Origin of the sequence: Arthrobacter sp. ISL-69 (genome assembly GCF_018613775.1) — a bacterium.
Lineage (GTDB): Bacteria > Actinomycetota > Actinomycetes > Actinomycetales > Micrococcaceae > Arthrobacter.
Map to the genome: position 1 here is coordinate 59,776 of NZ_JAGGPO010000021.1, position 20,729 is coordinate 80,504.

Here is a 20,729-nt window from a genome sequence, read left to right on the forward strand (position 1 = left end):
ACGCCCGGTGTGATCCACTAGCACCAACGGAGATCCACTTGTCAGAGCACCATGCCCCAGGCAGCACCGACGCGACGAACGGCACGGAATCCGGTTCCGGCTTCCGGCCGACGGCCGTTGCCGCGGTGCCCCTGGGCACCATCGGCGAGTCTGTCGGCGTCGTAGTTCCCGGGGCCTCCAGCTCCATACCCGTCACCGGCATTTCGCTGAACTCGCGAACGGTGCAGCCGGGCGACCTGTACGTCGCGCTGCCCGGCGCAGCCCGGCACGGGGCGGACTTCGTATCCCAGGCCGTCTCGGCGGGGGCGGTTGCGGTCGTGACGGACGACGACGGCGCGCGGCTCCTCGCGCTGTCTGCAGACACTCCCGTGCCGGTTCTGGTGGTTAACCAGCCCCGCAGCGCCGTCGGCGGCCTCGCGGCGCTGATCTACCAGAGCCGCCCGGAAACGGGCGCCGCTCCGTCACTGTTCGGCGTCACCGGCACCAACGGCAAGACCACCACCACCTACTTCATCAACGCGCTGCTTCAGGCGCTGGGCCGCAAGACCGGGCTGATCGGCACCATCGAGATCGTGGCCGGCGGCCAGCCGATTCCCAGCCTGCTCACAACGCCCGAATCCACGGACATCCACGCCCTGCTGGCGCTCATGCGCGAACGCGGCCTGGACGCTGCCTCCATGGAGGTTTCCTCGCACGCAGTGTCGTTCCACCGGGTGGACGGGGTGCAGTTCGACGTCGCCGGCTTCACCAACCTGACCCAGGACCACCTGGACCTCCACGGCACCATGGAGGACTATTTCCAGACCAAGGCGGAGCTGTTCACACCACTCCGCGCCAGGTCAGCGGTCATCACCATCGACGACGAATGGGGCAGACGCCTCGCGGCCGGCGCAGCCATTCCGGTCACCACCCTGGCCACGGCCGAAGGCACCGACCCGTCAGCATCTGCCGCCGACTGGACCGTCACTGCCACCGCACCGCGGGGGCTTGGCACTGAATTCCGGCTGAGCCACCGTGACGGCACGGAACTGCGTGTCCATACGGGCCTGCCCGGGGGCTTCAACGTCTCCAACGCGGCCCTCGCGACCCTTATGGTGCTGGCCAGCGGAGTCGACGCTGAAACGCTGCAGTCAGTGCTCGACTCGGCCGATCCGTTCACCGTAGCCGTACCCGGACGCATGCAGCTTGTTTCCACGGCACCGGCCGCCGTCGTCGACTTTGCCCACAACCCGGACGCCCTCCAGCGTGCGCTGGAAGCCGTGCGCTCACCGGAGCCCGGCTCGAGGGTGATCGTGGTCTTCGGGGCCACAGGGCAGCGGGACCAGGGCAAGCGGCCGGCCATGGGGGCCATCGCCGCGCGCCTTGCGGACGTGGTCATCGTCAGCGACGACGACCCCCACGACGAGGACGCCGCTGCCATCCGTGCCGACGTCCTGGCGGGCGCCCGGCACGCCCAGGAAACCGAAGGCCTCGGATGCACGATCCTTGAGTCGTACCCGCGCGACGCAGCCATCCGGCAAGCCGTTGACATGGCCGATCAGCGGGACACGATCCTCGTGGCCGGACGCGGCCACGAGGTCTGGCAGGAAGTCAAAGGCGTCAATCTGGCGCTCGACGACAGGGTGGAGCTCCGCGAGGCCTTGACAGACCGCGGATTCACCGTTCTGAATGACGAGCGGATAGAGTCCTAGACCGAGATGATTGCACTTACTGCGGCGGAAATTGCCGAAATTACAGACGGCCGACTTGCCGCCCTCCCGACCATCACGCCCGTCGCGGTGGTCACGGATTCCCGGGAGGCCACGGAGGGATCCCTCTATGTGGCCAAGCCCGGCGAGACCGCTGACGGCCACGACTTCATCGGTGCGGCCTTTGAACGCGGCGCTGTCCTTGCCCTGGTGGAACGTGACGTTCACGACGATTCCGGAAACCCATATCCCACCATCGTGGTGAAGGACGCTGTCCTCGCTATGGGCGCACTGGCTGCCGAACACGTCCGCCGGATCCGGGCCCGCCGTGAGGCCGAGGGCTCCGGCTTCACCGTTATTGGCATCACCGGATCCGCCGGCAAGACCACCACCAAGGACCTGCTCGCCGGAATCCTCGCCGCGGAAGGCAACACCGTTTCGCCCCAGGGCTCCTACAACGGCGAGGTGGGTGTACCGCTGACCGTTTTCAAGGCCGGATTCGACACCCGATACCTGGTGATCGAGATGGGTGCCACCGGGATCGGCCACATCCGCTATCTCGCGGACATGGTCCGGCCCCGGATCGGCGTGGTCCTGGGCATCGGAACCGCCCATGCCGGTGAATTCGGCGGAGTGGACAACATCGCCGTTGCCAAGGGGGAACTGATCGAGGCCCTCCCTGAAAGCGGAACCGCGGTCATCAACCTCGATGACGGCCGCGTTGCCGGAATGACGGGCAGGACTACCGCCAACGTGCTGGGCTTCTCCGCGCAGGCCGCCGAAGACATCCCGGACGCCGGGCTTCGCGCCACGCACGTGGAAACGAACGCAACCGGAAACCCGGAGTTTGAACTCTTCTTCCCGGATGAGGCCGCGGGGTATCAGGTCCGCAGCCGCCTCATCGGCGCGCACCACGTGACCAACCTCCTGGCAGCGGCCGGAGCGGCCTATGCGGCGGGGGTCCCGGGGGAGCGGATCGCGGCTTCCCTCAGCGCCCAGTCGGCCGCCAGCCGCTGGCGGATGGAACGCACGGAGCGCGCGGACGGCGTCACCATCATCAATGACGCCTACAACGCCAACCCCGAATCAATGCGGGCCGCCCTGCGGACGCTGGCCGACCTCGGCCGCGGCCGCCGCACCTGGGCGGTGCTCGGGGCCATGCTGGAACTGGGCTCCGATTCCATCCGGGAGCACATGGCCGTCGGCACCCAAGTGGTCAGGCTCAACATCTCCCGTCTCGTCGTGGTCGGCCGCGAGGCGCGTTCACTCTACGTCTCGGCCGTCAACGAAGGCTCCTGGGGAGACGAATGCGTCTTCACCGAGACCGCGGACGAGGCCTTTGACCTCCTCCAAAACGAGCTTGAACCCGGCGACCTGGTCCTCTTCAAGTCCTCCAACAGTGTTGGGCTGAGGCATTTAGGGGATCGGATAGCATTACCTCCACAAACCCAAGCAACCGCCACTGAAGGGAGCGAGTCGCTGTGATTGCACTGCTCATCGGCGCTGGCCTGGCCCTGCTGTTTGCCTTGGTGGGAACCCCGCTGTTTATCCGTCTCCTCGTCCGGAAGAGCTACGGCCAGTTCATCCGCGACGACGGCCCCACGTCGCACCACACCAAGCGCGGCACGCCGACCATGGGCGGCACAGTCGTCGTGTTTGCGGTACTGCTGAGCTACGCGCTGACGCACCTCATCATGTGGATGATGAACCCGCGGTCGCCCGGGCCGTCCGCCTCCGCCCTGCTCCTCCTGTTCCTGATGGTGGGCATGGGGCTGGTGGGGTTCCTGGACGACTTCATCAAGATCTCCAAGCAGCGCAGCCTCGGCCTGGACGCCAAGGCCAAACTGATACTCCAGGCAGCCGTCGGCATCATTTTCGCCGTGATGGCCCTGAACTTTCCGGATGAGAATGGCCTGACGCCGGCATCCACGCAGATCTCCCTGGTACGGGACATCCCGTGGCTGAACCTCGCCTTCGGCGGGACCGTCCTCGGTGCCATCCTGTTCGTCCTGTGGTCCAACCTGATCGTCACGGCGGCCACCAACGGCGTGAACCTGACCGACGGCCTGGACGGGCTCGCGGCCGGAGCTTCGGTCATGGTGTTCGGCGCGTACACGCTGATGGGAATCTGGCAGAGCAACCAGGCCTGCGGCTCTCCGCGGCAGGCCGGCGGCGGCTGCTACACCGTCCGCGACCCGCTGGACCTCGCGCTCCTTGCAGCCATCCTCAGCGCAGCGCTGGTGGGCTTCCTGTGGTGGAACACGTCGCCGGCCAAGATCTTCATGGGCGACACCGGTTCGCTGGCCATCGGCGGCGCGGTCGCCGGTTTCGCGATCCTGTCCCGGACCGAACTGCTGCTCGCCTTCATCGGCGGCCTCTTCGTCCTCATCACGCTGTCGGTGATCATCCAGGTGGGCTACTTCAAGATCACCAAGGGCAAGCGTTTCTTCAAAATGGCTCCGCTACAGCACCATTTTGAACTCAAGGGCTGGGCGGAAGTCACCGTTGTGGTCCGGTTCTGGATCCTCGGCGGCCTCTTCGTCGCCGCGGGCCTCGGTATCTTCTACGCAGAATGGGTGGTCCTGCTGTGAGCAGTCCTATACCTTCACCGCTGGCAACATCGCCCCGGCTCGATAACCTGGTGAGCTGGGACTCGGACTGGGCCGGACTCCGGGTCGTCGTGACGGGAATAGGCGTCTCCGGGTTCGCCGCCGCAGACACCCTGATCGAACTCGGCGCCCGGGTTGTGGTGGTTGACGCCGCCACCAGTCCCATCGCCAAGGCCCAGGCGGACACCCTGAAAATCGTCGGTGCCGTGGATGTCCTGCTCGGCGAGGACGCGGTGCACTCCATGCCGAAGATCGACGGCCAGAAACCGGAACTCATTGTGACCTCCCCGGGTTGGCGCCCGGACCAGGCCCTGCTCGCGCTGGCTGCACGGACCCATATCCCCGTCTGGGGCGACGTGGAACTCGCCTGGCGCGTGCGTGAGCGGGAGGGCCGCAAGACCGCGGACTGGCTGACCATCACCGGAACGAACGGGAAGACCACAACCGTTGGCCTGACCGAATCCATGCTGCAGGCCGCCGGGCTCAAAGCCATCGCCGTCGGCAACGTGGGAACGCCCATCCTGGACGCCCTGCGTGACCCGGTGGAGTACGACGTCCTCGCCGTGGAGCTTTCGAGCTTCCAGCTGCACTGGAGCCACTCCGTCTCACCGGTCGCCAGCGTCTGCCTCAACGTCGCTGAGGACCACGTGGACTGGCACGGCTCCTACACTTCGTACCTCGCCGACAAGGCGAAGGTCTACGAACGGACCCAAAAGGCCTGCATCTACAACGCCGAGCAGATCGAAACCGAACGCATGGTGGAGAACGCGGATGTCGTGGAAGGATGCCGGGCCGTGGGCTTCACCACCGTGACGCCCGCCATCAGCATGCTCGGGGTGGTTGAAGGCCTCCTGGTGGACCGGGCCTTCATCCCCGGACGCAAGGACAGCGCTGCCGAACTTGCCGCCATGGCGGACCTCGGCCCGGTGGCACCGCGCCACATGGTGGCCAACGCCCTTGCCGCAGCGGCCCTGGTCCGGGCCTACGACGTGGAGCCGCAGGCCGTCCGGCAGGGTCTGAAGAACTACATCCCGGGAGCCCATCGCATCCAGCTCGTCGCCCGCCACAACGATGTGCTGTGGGTCAACGACTCCAAAGCCACGAATCCGCACGCCGCGGCGGCGTCGCTGTCCGCTTTCAGCAACGTCATCTGGATCGCAGGCGGCCTCTCCAAGGGTGTGAGCTATGACGAACTTGTCAAGGACCAGGCCCCGCGGCTCAAGGCCGTAGTCCTGATCGGAGCGGACACCGCTGCGCTCACGGATGCCCTCAAGCGACACGCACCGGATGTCCCCGTTATCGGACGCGCCAAGGGCGACACTGAAAATGTGCAGTCTGCCGACGCGGCCGGTGCCGGCGCAGTGCCCTCGCCGATCTACGGGGAAACTGTGATGGCCCAGGCCGTTGCCGCTGCCGCACAGCTGGCCTCTCCGGGGGACACTGTGCTCCTGGCCCCGGCGGCTGCTTCCATGGATCAGTTCTCTTCCTACGCTCACCGTGGGGACGCCTTCATTGAAGCTGTCCGCGGGCTCGTGGAAGGGCAGGCTCAGACCGGCGAGGAGTAACAATGGTCAGCACGCCCACCCGTGCCCCGGCTGCCAAACAGCGGGGCGCAACGCGGCCCCCGGCGTCGTCGCGGACAGCCAGGACGGCCGGGTCCAAGCCAAAGGTTCAGGCGTCCGGGAGTGCCGGGAAGGGCCATGTGCCCCCGCTGGCGAAACTCCGCAGCGGGTACCGGAGCTTCTGGGCAAAGCTGGAAGGAACCGGAAAGTCACGCAACGGTTCCACTTACTACCTCATCCTTGGCTCCACCCTCGCGCTCACGGCCATCGGCATCATGATGGTGCTTTCCGCGTCCAGCGTTGAAGCCATTGCCGCCGGCGAGTCACCGTACACGGCCGCGCTCAAGCAGGGCATGTTCGCCGCCATCGGGGTTTTCCTGATGTTCGTGCTTTCGCGCGTCAATGTTGTCTGGCTCAAACGGCTCGCCTGGCCGGGGATCGCCGGGGCCTATGTCCTCCTGGTCCTTGTGCTCCTGATCGGTACGAGCACGAACGGCAACCAGAACTGGATTGAGTTCGGCGGCATCACCTTCCAGCCCTCAGAGGCGGCCAAACTGGCGCTGGCACTCTGGATGGCCACGGTCCTTGCAGTGAAGGCCAAGCTGCTCCACCGCTGGCAGCACGTGGTGGTCCCGGTCCTTCCCATAGCCGCCGGCATCATCGGGCTGGTCCTGGCAGGAAACGACCTCGGCACAGGCATGATCATCATGATGATCATGGCCGCCGCACTGTTCTTTGCCGGTGTTCCGCTGTACATGTTCGGCATTGCGGCTTTGGTCGCCGTGGCCGGCGCCGGGTTCATGGCCGTGACCAGTTCCAACCGGATGTGCCGCATCACGTCCTGGTGGACCGGAAACTCCTGTGGCGAAGGGATCGATGCCAACTACCAGTCAACCAACGGGCTATACGGCCTGGCCTCCGGCGGCTGGCTGGGCGTCGGCCTTGGCCAGAGCCGGCAGAAGTACAGCTGGATCCCCGAAGCCCACAACGACTTCATCTTCGCGATCATCGGCGAGGAACTCGGCCTCGTGGGCACCGTCGTCGTGCTCATTCTCTTCGCCATCCTAGGTGCTGCGATCTACCGCGTGGTGGTGGCGCAGGAGGATCTGTTCCACCGCGTCCTTGCCGGGACCATCATGGTGTGGCTCCTGGGCCAGGCCACCGTCAACATGTCCGTGGTCACGGGCCTCGTGCCCGTCATCGGCGTGCCGCTCCCATTCATTTCCTACGGCGGATCGGCCCTGCTGATGTCGCTGTGTGCCGTCGGCGTAGTGTTGTCGTTGGCACGGGCACAGATGGCGCCAGGCGTCCAGCCCAAACGGATGCTCAAGTTCCGCACCAAGGGCGGACGCCCACACTCCACACGAAAGCGTAAATAGCACTTAATGAATGCCGAGTCATTGTCAGTAGTCCTCGCCGGCGGCGGAACGGCGGGGCACATCAGTCCCCTCCTGGCTATAGCGGCCGCGTTGCGGGCAGTGCGCCCGGAGGTGCGCCTCCTGGCTGTGGGAACGCCCAGCGGGATGGAGACCAGACTGGTTCCTGCGGCCGGCCTGGAACTGGCCACCATCAGCCGTGTGCCGTTTCCGCGCAAGCCATCCCTGGATCTGCTGCGGCTCCCGGGACGGCTGTCCGGTGCGGTCAGGCAGGCCGGAAAAATCCTCGACGACGCTGAAGCCGACGTCCTGGTGGGCGTCGGCGGCTACGTGTGCACACCGCTCTACATCGCCGCCTGGCGGCGCAGCATCCCCATAGTTATCCATGAAGCCAACACCCGAGCCGGCCTGGCCAACAAGGTAGGCGCCCGCTTCAGCCGCCACGTTGCCGTTGCCTTCGCCGGCACGAAACTCCGCGGGGCCAGGCACGTCGGCATGCCGATGCGCAGGGAAGTCGCCGCGCTGGACCGCGCCGCCGCACGGCAGGCGGCACGTGAGCTGCTGGGGCTGGACCAGGACAGGCCAACGCTCATTGTCACCGGCGGCTCATCCGGTGCGCAGAGCATCAACCGGACGATCGCGGCGTCCGTGGAAGCCCTGGCCGCGGCAGGTGTCCAGACCCTCCATATCACCGGCAAAGGCAAGACAGTCCCCGACGCCGATGGCAAGCCCCTCGCCGCGGACGGCTACCGCCAAGTGGAGTATGTCGACGGCATGGAGAACATCTACGCGGCGGCCGACCTCCTGCTGGGCCGTGCGGGCGCGGCCACGGTCTGCGAGACCGCTGCCGTGGGGGTTCCTGCGGTCTTCGTTCCGCTCCCGATCGGCAACGGCGAGCAGGCCCTGAACGCCGCCGGCCCCGTAGCGGCGGGCGGGGCGCTGGTCGTGGACGACGCAGCGTTCACACCCGAATGGGTCAGCAAAGTGATCGTCCCCCTGCTGTCCGATCCGGCCCGGCTGGCCACGATGGCGTCGAAGTCCGAAGCCCTGGGTATCCGAAATGCCGATCGCCAAATGGCTGATCTTGTCCTGGAAGCAGTAAGCAAATGACCACATCCACCGGCGGCTCCGGTACGAGGAGCCAGGAATCCCTGGGCCGCGTGCACTTCATCGGCATTGGCGGCGTGGGCATGTCCGCCGTGGCCCGGATCATGGTGGCCCGCGGTATCCCGGTCACCGGCTCCGATGCCAAAGACCTGCCCGTCATGGCCGACCTGGCTGCCGCCGGTGCCGGCATCTTCGTGGGCTATGAGGCCGGAAACCTGGGAACCGCCCAGACGGTAGTGGCCGGCTCTGCCATCCGCGCCGACAACCCTGAGCTCCAGGCCGCGCATGCCGCCGGGCTGCCGGTGCTCCACCGCTCGGAGGCCCTCGCGGCAACCATGGCGGACGACCGCGTGGTCACGGTGGCCGGAACACACGGCAAATCGACCACGACGTCGATGATCACGGTCCTGCTGCAGGGTGCCGGCCAGGATCCCACTTTTGCCATCGGCGCCAACGTCCCGGCGCTGGGCGTCAATGCCGCCAGCGGCACGTCGGACATCTTTGTTGCCGAGGCTGACGAATCCGACGGATCGTTCCTCAACTACCGTCCGCGGATTGCCGTGGTCACCAATGTGGAACCCGACCACCTGGACTACTACGGCACCGCCGAAGCCGTGTATGCCTCGTTTGACCGCTTTACCGAACTCCTGCCAGACGACGGCGTCCTTGTGGCCTGCGCCGATGATTCCGGCGCCCGTGCCCTCGCTGAGCGAACCATTGCCCGGGGCAACACCAGGGTGGTGCTCTACGGCACCGCCGAGGATTCGCAGCTGCGGCTGCACGACGGCGGACCCGGCGATGTTTGGGTATCCACTCCTGCGGGGAAGTTTGCGCTGGAGCTCCAGGTCCCCGGCCGGCACAATGCGCTCAACGCTGCAGCAGCATTCGCCGTGGCGCTGGAGCTCGGCGTCGCGCCAGAAGCGGCATCGGCTGCACTGGCGGGTTTCTCCGGTGCGTCACGCCGTTTTGAGTTCAAGGGTGAGGGGCGGGGCGTGCGGGTCTATGACGATTATGCGCACCACCCTACGGAGGTCCGGGCGGCGCTGGCCGGGGCACGGTCCGTGGCAGGGAACCACAAGGTGCACGTGCTGTTCCAGCCGCACCTGTTTTCCCGCACCCGCGAGTTCGCGGCCGACTTTGCCGAAGCTCTCAACACAGCAGACACCGCCCTGGTCCTGGACATCTATCCGGCCCGGGAAGACCCGATTCCGGGCGTCAGCAGCCAACTGATCGGGGACCGGCTGTCCGGCGGCGGGCGGCTCGTTTCCGCCGAAGACGCAGTCCGTGCCATCGTGGCGGACGCGGCCCCTGGCGACATTGTGCTCACGGCCGGCGCCGGTGACGTCACGGCCTACGGCCCGCTGATTGTGGAGGCCCTACGGGCAGAGGCGCCCGGTGGCTAGCACCCGCCGGCCGAATTACAAGACCAGTGGCACGGTGTCGAAAGGAAAAGCCGATCCGGGCAGCGGACGCGCGGACGTGATCTCCGCGTCCAAGGCCGCGCCCGCCGCCGAAGCCGCGGCTCCTGCCGCTCCCGATAACGTCCTGTCCTTTCCGGAGCCCAAAGGCAAACGGATCCGCCGCAACATCATCCTTGCTGCGTGCATCGCAGCGGCGCTGGTCGCGGGCATGCTCGCAGCGGCCGTCTACTCGCCCGTGTTCGCCGTGCAGACCGTCTCGGTGGACGGCACCAAAATGCTGACGCCCGAGCAGGTGCAGGGGGCGCTGGAACCGCTGCACGGCAAGCCGCTGCCCCAGGTGCACGACGACGAAGTCAGGCAGCTGCTTGAGCCCCTTGTCCAGGTCAAGGAAGTGACCACGGAGGCGCGGCCGCCGTCGGTGCTGGTGGTCCACATCCGCGAACGCACACCGGTGGCCCTGGTGAAGCAAGGGGAAGTCTTCCAGCTGGTCGACGTCGACGGCGTGCAGCTTGGCACCACCGCGGATCCCGCCAGCATCCAGCTGCCGGTGATCGACGGCGGGGCAGGAGTGATCGGCAAGGATCTCTTCAAGGCCATCACGGGAGTACTGGCCGCACTGCCTGCCGATGTGCTCGCGAAGCTGTCCGATGCCTCCGCGAAGTCCGTGGACGCGGTCGAACTCAAACTGGTGGACGGACAGACAATTGTCTGGGGCAATGCGGGGGAGAAGGAGCTCAAGGCGAAGGTGCTCGAAGCCCTGCTTAAGGCGCCCGCGGACCCGAAAAACCCCGTGCAGGTCTACGATGTCAGCGTGCCGCGGCATCCCGTGACACGATAGTGGACGAAATCCCGGGATTAGCACCGGGGCGGGCATTCAGGCGCGCTGTGCAACCAGCCGGCCGGCAGCAGTGGTCCACGGCGATTTCCGCTCTATTTAGCGGGTATTCCCACGACACGCGGTGCCGGTCATTGAATGTCTCAGGCATAGGAAATAGCGTCACAGCATGAGTTACTTGACATAACTATAACCCTCAAGTCGAAGGTTAAGGTTAGAACTTTCAAGCAAGACTCCATCAGTTTTCGCAATAGGACACGAACAAGGGACACGTAACGTGGCAGCTCCGCAGAATTACTTGGCCGTCATCAAGGTCGTCGGCATCGGCGGCGGTGGCGTGAACGCAGTCAACCGCATGATCGAGGTCGGTCTTCGCGGTGTCGAATTCATCGCAATCAACACCGATGCCCAGGCCCTTCTGATGAGTGACGCAGACGTCAAACTTGACGTCGGACGCGAGCTGACCCGGGGTCTTGGCGCAGGCGCGAACCCCGAAGTGGGCAAGCAGGCGGCAGAAGACCACGCTGACGAGATCGAAGAGGTCATCCGCGGCGCGGACATGGTCTTCGTGACGGCCGGCGAGGGCGGCGGCACCGGCACGGGTGGCGCCCCTGTGGTTGCCCGCATTGCGCGCTCCCTCGGCGCCCTCACCATCGGTGTCGTCACCCGCCCGTTCACCTTCGAGGGCCGCCGTCGTGCCGGTTCCGCCGAGGCGGGCATCGACGCCCTCCGCGACGAAGTCGACACCCTGATCGTGATCCCCAACGACCGCCTGCTGTCCATCAGCGACCGCAACGTCTCTGTCCTGGATGCATTCCGCTCCGCTGACCAGGTCCTGCTGTCCGGTGTCCAGGGCATCACCGACCTGATCACCACCCCGGGCCTGATCAACCTCGACTTCGCGGACGTCAAGTCCGTGATGCAGGGTGCAGGCTCCGCGCTGATGGGCATCGGCTCGGCGCGGGGAGAGGACCGGGCAGTCAAGGCCGCGGAACTCGCCATCGCGTCACCCCTCCTGGAAGCATCGATCGACGGCGCCCACGGCGTCCTGCTGTCCATCCAGGGCGGCTCGGACCTCGGCCTCTTCGAGATCAACGAGGCGGCCCGCCTGGTGCAGGAAGTTGCCCACCCGGAGGCCAACATCATCTTCGGCGCCGTCATCGACGACGCCCTCGGCGACGAGGCCCGCGTGACCGTGATCGCAGCGGGCTTCGACGACGTCAAGGCGACGTCGCCCTCCATGGACCAGTCACTGCCGCAGGCCGCCCCCCAGCGTCCCGCCGCGCCCGCCTCCGCTCCTGCGCCCGCGCAGGCGCCGGCACAGCATGTCCAGCCCGTGCACGCCGGCATCGGGGCGTCAGGCCTGAGCAACTGGGGCCAGCAGCGCCCCTCCGCCGTCCCCGCCGACTCGGGATTCGACGTCGACCTTCCGTCCGTCGTGGAGCCGGATCTTTCCGGCAGCCGCTCGGATGACCTGGACGTCCCCGACTTCCTGAAGTAAAAATCGGCTGGACGCTTTGTCAGCTAGTCAGTTAGCGGTGTTTTGATTGTTTTGGTGGCGAACCGAGGTCCGGCCTGGCGTCTGGGTGGCATTCACCGACGCCGGAGCCGGCAACCTCGCCCTGCATGTGGGCGACGATCCGGCTGAAGTGCGTCGCCGGCGGGAACTCCTTGAAGCGGAGGTTGGCCTGGCGGCAGGCAGCTTCCAGTACATGAACCAGGTGCACGGCAATGCCGTGGCCTATATTGGCGCCACGGCAGGCAGCACCGCCGCAGGCAGTCCGACGGCAGGCGGCCCCACTGCGGACGCGATGGTGTCCGCCGGACGTCCGCTTGCCGTGATGGTGGCGGACTGCGTACCCGTGGTCCTTGCCGGAGAAACATCCGGGGGACGCCCGGTCCTGGGCGTGGCCCATGCGGGCCGGCCGGGTGTTGCCGGCGGCGTGATCCCCGCAACCTTGGCGCGCATGCGTGCCGAGGGGGCTGAAGGCATCCGGGCCTGGATCGGTCCGTCGATCTGCGGGTCCTGCTACGAGGTGCCGGAAGGCATGCGTGCGGACGTGGCGGCGGCCGTACCGGCAACCTGGGCCACAACATCATGGGGCACTCCCGGCCTTGATCTTCCGGCGGGGGCACGCAGCCAGCTGGAAGCCGACGGCGTCACCGTGGAGTACTCCGGACCGTGCACCCTCGAAAACGAGGAGCTGTTCTCCTATCGCGGCAACCCGGACACCGGACGGTTCGCCGGGCTGGTCTGGACCACATGAGCGAGCACCGCGACGTGACGGCGGCAGACGACCCGCGCCTGCTCGAACTCCAGGGGCGCCTGGCCATGGTCCGGCACCGAATTTCCGCCGCCACGGACGCCTCCGGCCGGCACGGCAACCCGCCGGAACTGATCGTAGTGACCAAATTCCACCCCGCCGATGACGTGCGGCGGCTGGCAGCCCTGGGTGTCACTGATATGGGGGAGAACAGGGACCAGGAAGCGTCAGACAAGGCAGCCCGGCTCAGCGACCTTGGGCTCCGGTGGCATTTTGTCGGCCAGCTGCAGAGCAACAAGGCCAAGTCCGTGGTGCGGTATGCCCACGCCATCCATTCCGTGGACCGGCCGCAGCTGGCAGCAGCACTCGCCCGATCCATCGTCACGGAGCAGGACCGGACCGGCCGGGACCCGCTCGAATGCTTCATCCAGGTGAGCCTGGATGACGACGCCGGCAGCCACCGCGGCGGCGCGAGCCGCTTGGACGTGCCGGCACTGGCGGACCAGCTGGCCGGATCGCAGGGGCTTGTGCTTGCCGGCCTGATGGCAGTGGCTCCGCTCGGTTCCGATCCGGATGCTGCCTTCGGCAGGCTGGCCGAAATTTCGGCGCAGCTGCTGAAGGACCACCCCTCTGCTTCCGGCATTTCCGCGGGCATGAGCCAGGACCTCGAATCCGCCGTCAGGGCAGGTGCGACACACCTGAGGATTGGCTCGGATATATTGGGTTCGCGTCCTGCGTTGCGGTAGCGTCAAAGCATTGGAAGAGAATGGCGGGGATTCCAATACTGTCAAGTCAACTCAGCGGCCCGCTTACGGACACGATTAGGAGTCGACCATGGCTGGCGCTCTGCGCAAGACAATGATCTATCTTGGGCTCGCCGATGGCGATGAACACTACGAGTCTGAGCACCACACACCGCATAGGGACGAGGACGATTCAATGGAGCATGACCGCGAGGAACGCCGGGCACCGGCGCCCGTCCGCGAGGTCGCCCGGGAGACTCCGACTCCACACGCCGCCGAAGAGGAATATCGCGCACCTGTGACACCTATCAAGCGCGCGGCCTCGAGCCGCGAAGAGACCACCGGACTCCGCCAGATCACCACGATCCACCCGCGGTCCTACAACGATGCCAAGCTGATCGGCGAAAGCTTCCGTGACGGCATCCCCGTCATCATGAACGTCACGGACATGGGAGAGGCCGACGCCAAGCGTTTGGTCGATTTCTCGGCCGGGCTCGTGTTTGGCCTCCGCGGCAGCATCGAGCGGGTCACGAACAAGGTCTTCCTGTTGTCGCCGTCGTACGTAGAGGTCATCGGTGACGACAAGAAGGTCAGCGAGACCCAGGCCAGTTTCTTCAACCAGAGCTAGCACCGGACTTACGCGGATGCCAGACAGGACACCTGTCTGGCATCTGTGCTGAAATAGATAAGAGAACGTCAACAGGGCACTTCGGTATCCGGAATGAACATGGAGATATGAGTTAAGTCATGGGAATTGTTTTCGGACTTGTCTATCTCGCTTTGTTATTCGTATTTGTGGCTTTGATCATCCGTTTGGTCTTCGACTGGGTGCAGATGTTTGCACGTGAGTGGAGGCCGCGCGGCGCCGCCCTGGTGGCTGCCCACACTGTCTACTCCGTCACAGATCCGCCCCTGAAGGTGCTGAGGCGCCTTATTCCGCCCTTGCGGCTGGGCGGCATTTCGCTGGATCTAGGGTTTTTGCTGTTGTTCATCGCTATCAGCGTGGCTATGGCAATCGTGAGGTCTTTCGCGTAATTTTCATAACAGCTTGCGGCGCAGTAACAGGGCGGGAAACCGTCATCCACAGCATCGCGTAGAAACTCCGGTTTGACACCTCAGTGTTGAATTAGAGGAACCAGACCATATTTAGGTACCGTAGTTTTGACGGCCGGAAGGCCTACTGACTAACTAGACCAACGAGGTGACCAGATGGCTTTGACGCCAGAAGACGTTGTCAACAAGCGCTTTCAGCCGACCAAGTTCCGCGAAGGCTACGACCAGGATGAAGTTGACGACTTCCTGGACGAAATCGTCGTCGAACTGCGCCGCCTGAACCAGGAGAACGACGAGCTTCGCAAGAAGCTTGCCGAGGGTGGCTCCGGCACGCCTGCCAGCTCCGCAGTAGCGGCGCCGGTAGTGGAAAAGGTCCCTGCACCGGTCAAGGCCGAAAAGGACGAGACCCGGGCCAAGGCGGAAGCCGAGGCCAAGGCCGCTGAAGCCAAGAAGAAGGCTCCCGAGCCGGCAACCGCTCTTGCAGCAGTTCCCGCCGCGGCATCCCCTGCTGTGGCTAACCCGACGGCCGAGTCGGCTGCCGGTCTCCTCGCCATGGCACAGCAGATGCACGACAAGCACGTCGCCGACGGCCAGCAGCAGAAGGACAAGATCATCGCCGAAGCGCAGATCGAAGCCAGCAGCCTGGTCAACGACGCGCAGGAGAAGTCCCGCAAGATCCTCGGCGCCCTGGAACAGCAGCGGTCCGTCCTGGAGCGCAAGGTGGAGCAGCTGCGCGGCTTCGAGCGCGACTACCGTTCACGCCTGAAGGCCTACATCGAAGGCCAGCTCCGCGACCTGGACGCCCGCGGTTCCGTAGCGGCCCCTGAGGTCGGCGACGGCAGCCCCGCCGTTTAGCAAGTATTCTGAAAGCCGGTGGCTGAGGACTCCTCGGCCACCGGCTTTTGCCATTAACCGCCACCGGTGCGACCACCGGCCGGCATGAGCACCTTCCTTCCAGTCCCGGGACTGGCTCCTGAATGAAAGCTTTATGACAGACGAAACAGCATCTGCCGCAGCGCAGCCGACACCGACGCAAGCCCGGCCGCGAAAGGCGGCCCTGCTCACGCTCTTCGCCGGCTTCGCCGTTTTCGCCTACGTTTTCGATCAGCTCACCAAACTCTGGGTCACCAGCACCATGGTGGAGGGGGAGCGGACACCGGTGCTGCCCCCGCTGCTGCACTGGTACTACATCCGGAACTCGGGTGCCGCGTTTTCCATCGGCGAGAATGTCACCTGGGTGTTCACCATCATCATGGCCGGCGTTTCGATCGCCATTCTCTTCCAGCTGCGCAAGCTCGGATCCGCCTGGTGGGCCCTGGCCCTCGGCCTGCTCCTGGGCGGCGCGCTGGGAAACCTCACGGACCGGCTGTTCCGCGAACCGTCGTTCGCCATGGGCCATGTGGTGGACTTTATCCAGCTGCCCAATTTCGCCATCTTCAATATTGCCGATTCGGCTGTTGTCTCCGCCGTCGTGATCATCTGCCTGCTGACGCTCCGGGGAATTTCCCTTGACGGTTCACGGCTCCAGAAACCGGCGGAGGACCCCAATGCCTGAGAAACTCACTGTTCCTGAAGAGCTGGCCGGCACGCGCGTTGATGCGGGGCTCGCCCGGCTGATGGGCATCTCCCGTTCGCAGGCGGCAACGCTGATCGCCGAAGGAAACGTCAGCTCCGGCGGGAAAGCCGTGGGCAAGTCCCTGAAGCTCGCCTCCGGCACCGTGCTGGATGTTGTTGTTCCCGAACGGCGGGACCCCCTGGAAGTCGTGGAGGAAGTTGTGGAAGGCCTTAAGGTACTGCTGGACGACGAGGACTTCGTGGTCATCGACAAGCCGGTGGGTGTGGCCGCGCATCCGTCCCCGGGCTGGGTGGGACCCACCGTTGTGGGCGGCCTCGCCGGGCTGGGGTACCGGATCTCGACGTCGGGCGCACCGGAACGTGCGGGCATTGTGCACCGCCTCGACGTCGGCACATCCGGGGTCATGGTGGTGGCCAAGTCGGAACGGGCCTACACGGCGCTCAAACGCGCATTCAAGGACCGCACGGTGGACAAGGTGTACCACGCAGTGGTCCAGGGACTCCCGGATCCCCTCGCGGGCACCATCGATGCACCCATCGGCCGTCATCCCGGCCATGACTGGCGCTTCGCCGTCCTCGAAGACGGCCGCGATTCCGTGACCCACTACGAAGTCATGGAGGCCTTCGGCAAGGCATCGCTCGTGGAAGTCCACCTGGAAACCGGCCGGACCCACCAGATCCGCGTGCACTTCTCCGCCCTGCGGCACCCGTGTGCGGGAGACCTGACGTACGGGGCGGACCCGCGCCTGGCCGCCACGCTGGGACTGACCCGGCAATGGCTGCACGCCAGGCAGCTCGGCTTCGACAGTCCCCGGACCGGGGAACGGGTGACAGTGACCAGCGAATACCCCCAGGACCTGGCCTACGCACTGGAGATTCTTGCCTCCGGGCAGGCCTGAGCCGGAACTGTCGCCGCTCGGCACTAGAATGGTCCGGTGACTTCCAGCAACGACTCGTTTGTCCATCTCCACAACCACACCGAGTACTCGATGCTGGACGGCGCCGCCCGGCTCGGAGAGCTCTTCGATGAAACCGAGCGGCTGGGCATGCCCGCCCTGGCCACTACGGACCATGGCTATCTCTTCGGCGCCTTCGATTTCTGGAAGAGGGCCACAGACAAGGGCATCCGGCCGATCATCGGCGTCGAAGCCTATGTGACTCCCGGAACCGCCCGCGGTGACAAGAGCCGGGTCCGCTGGGGCGAGGAAAGCCAGCGCAAGGACGACGTCTCCGGCGGTGGTTCCTACACCCACATGACCCTGCTGAGTTATAACAACGTGGGCATGCGGAACCTGTTCCGCGCCTCGTCGATCGCGTCATTGGATTCGGTCTTCGGCAAATGGCCCCGGCTGGACCGCGAGCTGCTGAACACATACTCGGAAGGGCTCATCGCCACCACCGGCTGCCCGTCCGGTGAAGTCCAGACCCGGCTGCGGCTCGGCCAGTACCGCGAAGCGCTTGAGGCTGCTTCTGAGTTCCGCGACATCTTTGGCGCGGAGAACTACTTCTGCGAGCTCATGGACCACGGCCTGGATATCGAGCGGCGTGTCACCGGCGACCTGCTGCGCCTGGCCAAGGACCTGAACCTGCCGCTGGTGGCCACCAACGACCTGCACTACACGCACGAGCACGATGCGAAGGCGCACGAGGCCCTGTTGGCCATTCAGTCGGGTTCCACCCTCCTGGAGCCGACCTACGACAACGGCGGTTCACGCTTTGCCTTCTCGGGCAGCGGCTACTACCTGAAGTCACCGCAGGAAATGCGCGAACTTTTCCGCGACCACCCGGAGGCGTGCGACAACACGCTCCTGATCGCCGAGCGCTGCGAAGTTTCATTCAACACCGGTGCCAATTACATGCCCCGGTTCCCCTGCCCGGAGGGGGAGGACGAGACGTCCTGGCTGGTCAAGGAAGTGGACAAGGGACTCCAGTACCGCTACCCCCAGGGCATCCCGGACAAGGTCCGCACGCAGGCCGACTATGAGTTGGAAGTCATTACCTCCATGGGCTTCCCGGGCTACTTCCTCGTGGTTGCCGACTTCATCAACTGGGCAAAGAACAACGGCATCCGCGTTGGTCCCGGACGTGGCTCGGGTGCAGGCTCCATGGTGGCGTATGCCATGCGCATCACCGACCTTGATCCGCTACACCACGGCCTGATCTTCGAGCGGTTCCTCAACCCGGACCGCGTCTCCATGCCTGACTTCGACGTCGACTTCGATGACCGGCGCCGCTCCGAAGTGATTGACTACGTCACGCGCAAATACGGCGACGAACGTGTCGCGATGATCGTCACCTACGGCACCATCAAGACCAAGCAGGCACTCAAGGACTCATCGCGTGTGCTGGGCTACCCTTTCAGCATGGGCGAGACGCTGACCAAGGCGCTGCCACCGGCCGTGATGGCCAAGGACATCCCGCTGGCCGACATCCAGAACAAGGAAGCCAAGCGATACAGCGAAGCCGGTGACTTCCGCCAGCTCATCAGCACTGACCCCGAGGCTGCCAAGGTTTTCGAGACGGCACTGGGCATTGAGGGCCTGAAGCGGCAATGGGGCGTCCACGCCGCTGGTGTCATCATGTCTTCGGACCCCATCATCGACGTGATTCCGATCATGCGCCGCTTCCAGGACGGCCAGGTCATCACGCAGTTCGACTATCCGACGTCCGAAGGCCTCGGCCTGATCAAGATGGACTTCCTCGGCCTGCGGAACCTGACGATCATTTCGGATGCCCTGGAAAACATCAAAATGAACCGCGGCATCGACCTGGACCTCGAAACCCTGGAACTTGACGACACCGCGTCCTACGAGCTCCTCGCCCGTGGTGACACCCTGGGCGTGTTCCAGCTCGACGGCGGCCCCATGCGTTCGCTGCTCAAGCTCATGAAGCCTGACAACTTCGAAGACATCTCCGCGGTGCTGGCCCTCTACCGGCCGGGGCCCATGGGCGCCAACGCGCACACCGACTACGCGCTGCGCAAGAACAAAATCCAGGAGGTCATCCCGATCCACCCGGAACTCGAGGAACCGCTCTCCGAGATCCTCGGTGGCACCTACGGCCTGATCGTGTACCAGGAGCAGGTCATGGCCGTGGCGCAGAAACTCGCCGGCTATACGCTCGGCCAGGCCGACATCCTGCGCCGCGCCATGGGCAAGAAGAAGAAATCCGAGCTGGACAAGCAGTTCGCCGGCTTCTCGCAGGGCATGCAGGACAACGGCTACTCCATGGCCGCCGTCAAGACCCTCTGGGACATCCTGCTCCCGTTCTCCGACTACGCCTTCAACAAGGCGCACTCGGCCGCCTACGGCGTGATCTCCTACTGGACCGCGTATCTGAAGGCCCACTACGCGCCGGAGTACATGGCTGCCCTGCTTACCTCGGTGGGCGACGACAAGGACAAGTCGGCGATCTACCTCAACGAATGCCGGCGGATGGGCATCACGGTGCTGCCGCCCGACGTCAACGAGTCAGCCCTCAACTTCACCCCTGTGGGCAACGACATCCGCTTCGGGATGGGCGCCATCCGCAACGTCGGCGTGAACGCCGTCGAGGCGATGGTGGCGGCGCGCGAAAAGGAAGGCGCCTATACGTCCTTCAAGGACTACCTCATGAAGGTCCCTGCGGTGGTCTGCAACAAGCGAACGATTGAATCATTGATCAAAGCCGGAGCGTTCGACTCCCTGAACCACCACAGGCGTGCGCTGGCCATGATCCATGAAGAAGCGATCGACTCCGTCATCACGCTCAAGCGCAACGAGGCGATCGGGCAGTTCGACCTGTTCGCCGGTTTTGACGAAGCCGAATCCGAGGCGTCCCTGAGCATCGAGATCCCCGACCTCCCCGAGTGGGAGAAGAAGGACAAGCTCTCGTTTGAACGCGACATGCTCGGGCTCTACGTCTCGGACCACCCGCTGCAGGGGCTCGAAGGCCTCCTGAGCCAGCACGCGGACCAGTCCATCACCTCGGTCATCGCGGAGGACGGCCCGCACGACGGCGCCATCATCACCATTGCGGGCATGATCACCTCGCTGAGCCGACGGATCGCAAAGGCCAGCGGCAACGCCTATGCCCGGGCGGAGATCGAAGACCTGGGTGGCTCAATTGAGGTCATGTTCTTCGGCCAGGTGTACGGTCCTATCGCGTCCGTGCTGGCCGAAGACCTGGTCGTCGTGGTCAAGGGCCGGCTGCAGCGCCGCGACGACGGCGCCGTCGCGCTGAACTGCATGGAACTGTCCGTGCCGGACCTCAGCGAAGGCCTGAACGGCCCCGTGGTCATCACCATGCAGACGCACAAGGCCACCGAGGCCGTGGTGACGGAACTCGGTGACGTGCTCCGGACCCACCGCGGCAATTCGGAGGTCAGGCTGCACCTGCAGGGCGACACCCGCGTGGAAGTCATGGCCCTGCCGGTGCACCTGAGGGTCAACCCCAGCCCGTCACTTTTCGGCGACCTGAAGGTGCTCCTCGGCCCGACCTGCCTGGACAACTGAGGC

The 20,729-nt window shown here is 65.3% G+C and carries 17 protein-coding genes; all 17 read left to right on the forward strand.

What is annotated here, in order from left to right; translation table 11 throughout:
- Positions 1 to 38: 38 nt before the first annotated feature.
- The 17 genes from J7I79_RS15985 (at position 39) to dnaE (ending at position 20,726) form a co-directional block, all read left to right on the forward strand.
- Complete coding sequence (locus J7I79_RS15985) at positions 39 to 1,691, forward strand: UDP-N-acetylmuramoyl-L-alanyl-D-glutamate--2,6-diaminopimelate ligase (RefSeq protein ID WP_214954827.1); 1,653 nt, start codon at positions 39 to 41, stop codon at positions 1,689 to 1,691.
- Between the two features lie 6 nt (positions 1,692 to 1,697).
- On the forward strand, positions 1,698 to 3,173 hold the full coding sequence (murF, locus tag J7I79_RS15990; RefSeq protein ID WP_214954829.1) for a UDP-N-acetylmuramoyl-tripeptide--D-alanyl-D-alanine ligase: 1,476 nt from the start codon (positions 1,698 to 1,700) through the stop codon (positions 3,171 to 3,173).
- Complete coding sequence (gene mraY, locus J7I79_RS15995) at positions 3,170 to 4,279, forward strand: phospho-N-acetylmuramoyl-pentapeptide-transferase (RefSeq protein WP_104175483.1); 1,110 nt, start codon at positions 3,170 to 3,172, stop codon at positions 4,277 to 4,279. Before murF ends, mraY begins: the two co-directional genes overlap by 4 nt.
- Positions 4,261 to 5,862 (forward strand): UDP-N-acetylmuramoyl-L-alanine--D-glutamate ligase, encoded by a 1,602-nt coding sequence (murD, locus tag J7I79_RS16000; RefSeq protein ID WP_214954831.1) that lies wholly within the window; start codon positions 4,261 to 4,263, stop codon positions 5,860 to 5,862. The genes mraY and murD overlap by 19 nt, the downstream gene beginning before the upstream one ends.
- Positions 5,863 to 5,864: 2 nt before the next feature.
- Positions 5,865 to 7,238 carry a putative lipid II flippase FtsW gene (ftsW, locus tag J7I79_RS16005; RefSeq protein ID WP_214954833.1) on the forward strand — a complete coding sequence of 458 codons (1,374 nt, stop codon included), beginning with the start codon at positions 5,865 to 5,867 and terminating at the stop codon, positions 7,236 to 7,238.
- A 6-nt stretch (positions 7,239 to 7,244) separates the two neighbouring features.
- Positions 7,245 to 8,345 carry an undecaprenyldiphospho-muramoylpentapeptide beta-N-acetylglucosaminyltransferase gene (gene murG / locus J7I79_RS16010; RefSeq protein ID WP_214954835.1) on the forward strand — a complete coding sequence of 367 codons (1,101 nt, stop codon included), beginning with the start codon at positions 7,245 to 7,247 and terminating at the stop codon, positions 8,343 to 8,345.
- The gene (gene murC, locus J7I79_RS16015; RefSeq protein WP_214954837.1) at positions 8,342 to 9,745 is read left to right on the forward strand and encodes a UDP-N-acetylmuramate--L-alanine ligase; all 1,404 of its coding nucleotides are present in this window, start codon (positions 8,342 to 8,344) and stop codon (positions 9,743 to 9,745) included. The genes murG and murC overlap by 4 nt, the downstream gene beginning before the upstream one ends.
- Positions 9,738 to 10,601 carry an FtsQ-type POTRA domain-containing protein gene (locus J7I79_RS16020; RefSeq protein ID WP_214954839.1) on the forward strand — a complete coding sequence of 288 codons (864 nt, stop codon included), beginning with the start codon at positions 9,738 to 9,740 and terminating at the stop codon, positions 10,599 to 10,601. The genes murC and J7I79_RS16020 overlap by 8 nt, the downstream gene beginning before the upstream one ends.
- A gap of 274 nt (positions 10,602 to 10,875) precedes the next feature.
- Positions 10,876 to 12,099, forward strand: a complete 1,224-nt coding sequence (ftsZ, locus tag J7I79_RS16025; RefSeq protein ID WP_104175489.1) for a cell division protein FtsZ — start codon at positions 10,876 to 10,878, stop codon at positions 12,097 to 12,099.
- Positions 12,100 to 12,145: 46 nt separating this feature from the next.
- Positions 12,146 to 12,865: a polyphenol oxidase family protein gene (locus J7I79_RS16030; protein ID WP_214954841.1), complete on the forward strand. Its 720-nt coding sequence runs from the start codon at positions 12,146 to 12,148 to the stop codon at positions 12,863 to 12,865.
- Positions 12,862 to 13,608: a YggS family pyridoxal phosphate-dependent enzyme gene (locus J7I79_RS16035; protein WP_214954843.1), complete on the forward strand. Its 747-nt coding sequence runs from the start codon at positions 12,862 to 12,864 to the stop codon at positions 13,606 to 13,608. The genes J7I79_RS16030 and J7I79_RS16035 overlap by 4 nt, the downstream gene beginning before the upstream one ends.
- Before the next feature lie 88 nt (positions 13,609 to 13,696).
- On the forward strand, positions 13,697 to 14,233 hold the full coding sequence (locus J7I79_RS16040; RefSeq protein WP_214954845.1) for a cell division protein SepF: 537 nt from the start codon (positions 13,697 to 13,699) through the stop codon (positions 14,231 to 14,233).
- Between the two features lie 119 nt (positions 14,234 to 14,352).
- The gene (locus tag J7I79_RS16045) at positions 14,353 to 14,640 is read left to right on the forward strand and encodes a YggT family protein (RefSeq protein ID WP_104175493.1); all 288 of its coding nucleotides are present in this window, start codon (positions 14,353 to 14,355) and stop codon (positions 14,638 to 14,640) included.
- 174 nt (positions 14,641 to 14,814) lie between these two features.
- The gene (locus tag J7I79_RS16050) at positions 14,815 to 15,513 is read left to right on the forward strand and encodes a DivIVA domain-containing protein (RefSeq protein ID WP_104175494.1); all 699 of its coding nucleotides are present in this window, start codon (positions 14,815 to 14,817) and stop codon (positions 15,511 to 15,513) included.
- A gap of 133 nt (positions 15,514 to 15,646) precedes the next feature.
- Positions 15,647 to 16,213, forward strand: a complete 567-nt coding sequence (gene lspA, locus J7I79_RS16055; RefSeq protein ID WP_214954847.1) for a signal peptidase II — start codon at positions 15,647 to 15,649, stop codon at positions 16,211 to 16,213.
- Positions 16,206 to 17,132 (forward strand): RluA family pseudouridine synthase, encoded by a 927-nt coding sequence (locus tag J7I79_RS16060; protein WP_214954849.1) that lies wholly within the window; start codon positions 16,206 to 16,208, stop codon positions 17,130 to 17,132. The genes lspA and J7I79_RS16060 overlap by 8 nt, the downstream gene beginning before the upstream one ends.
- Before the next feature lie 36 nt (positions 17,133 to 17,168).
- Positions 17,169 to 20,726, forward strand: coding sequence for a DNA polymerase III subunit alpha (dnaE, locus tag J7I79_RS16065; RefSeq protein ID WP_104175497.1), 3,558 nt, complete (start codon positions 17,169 to 17,171; stop codon positions 20,724 to 20,726).
- Positions 20,727 to 20,729 lie beyond the last annotated feature (3 nt).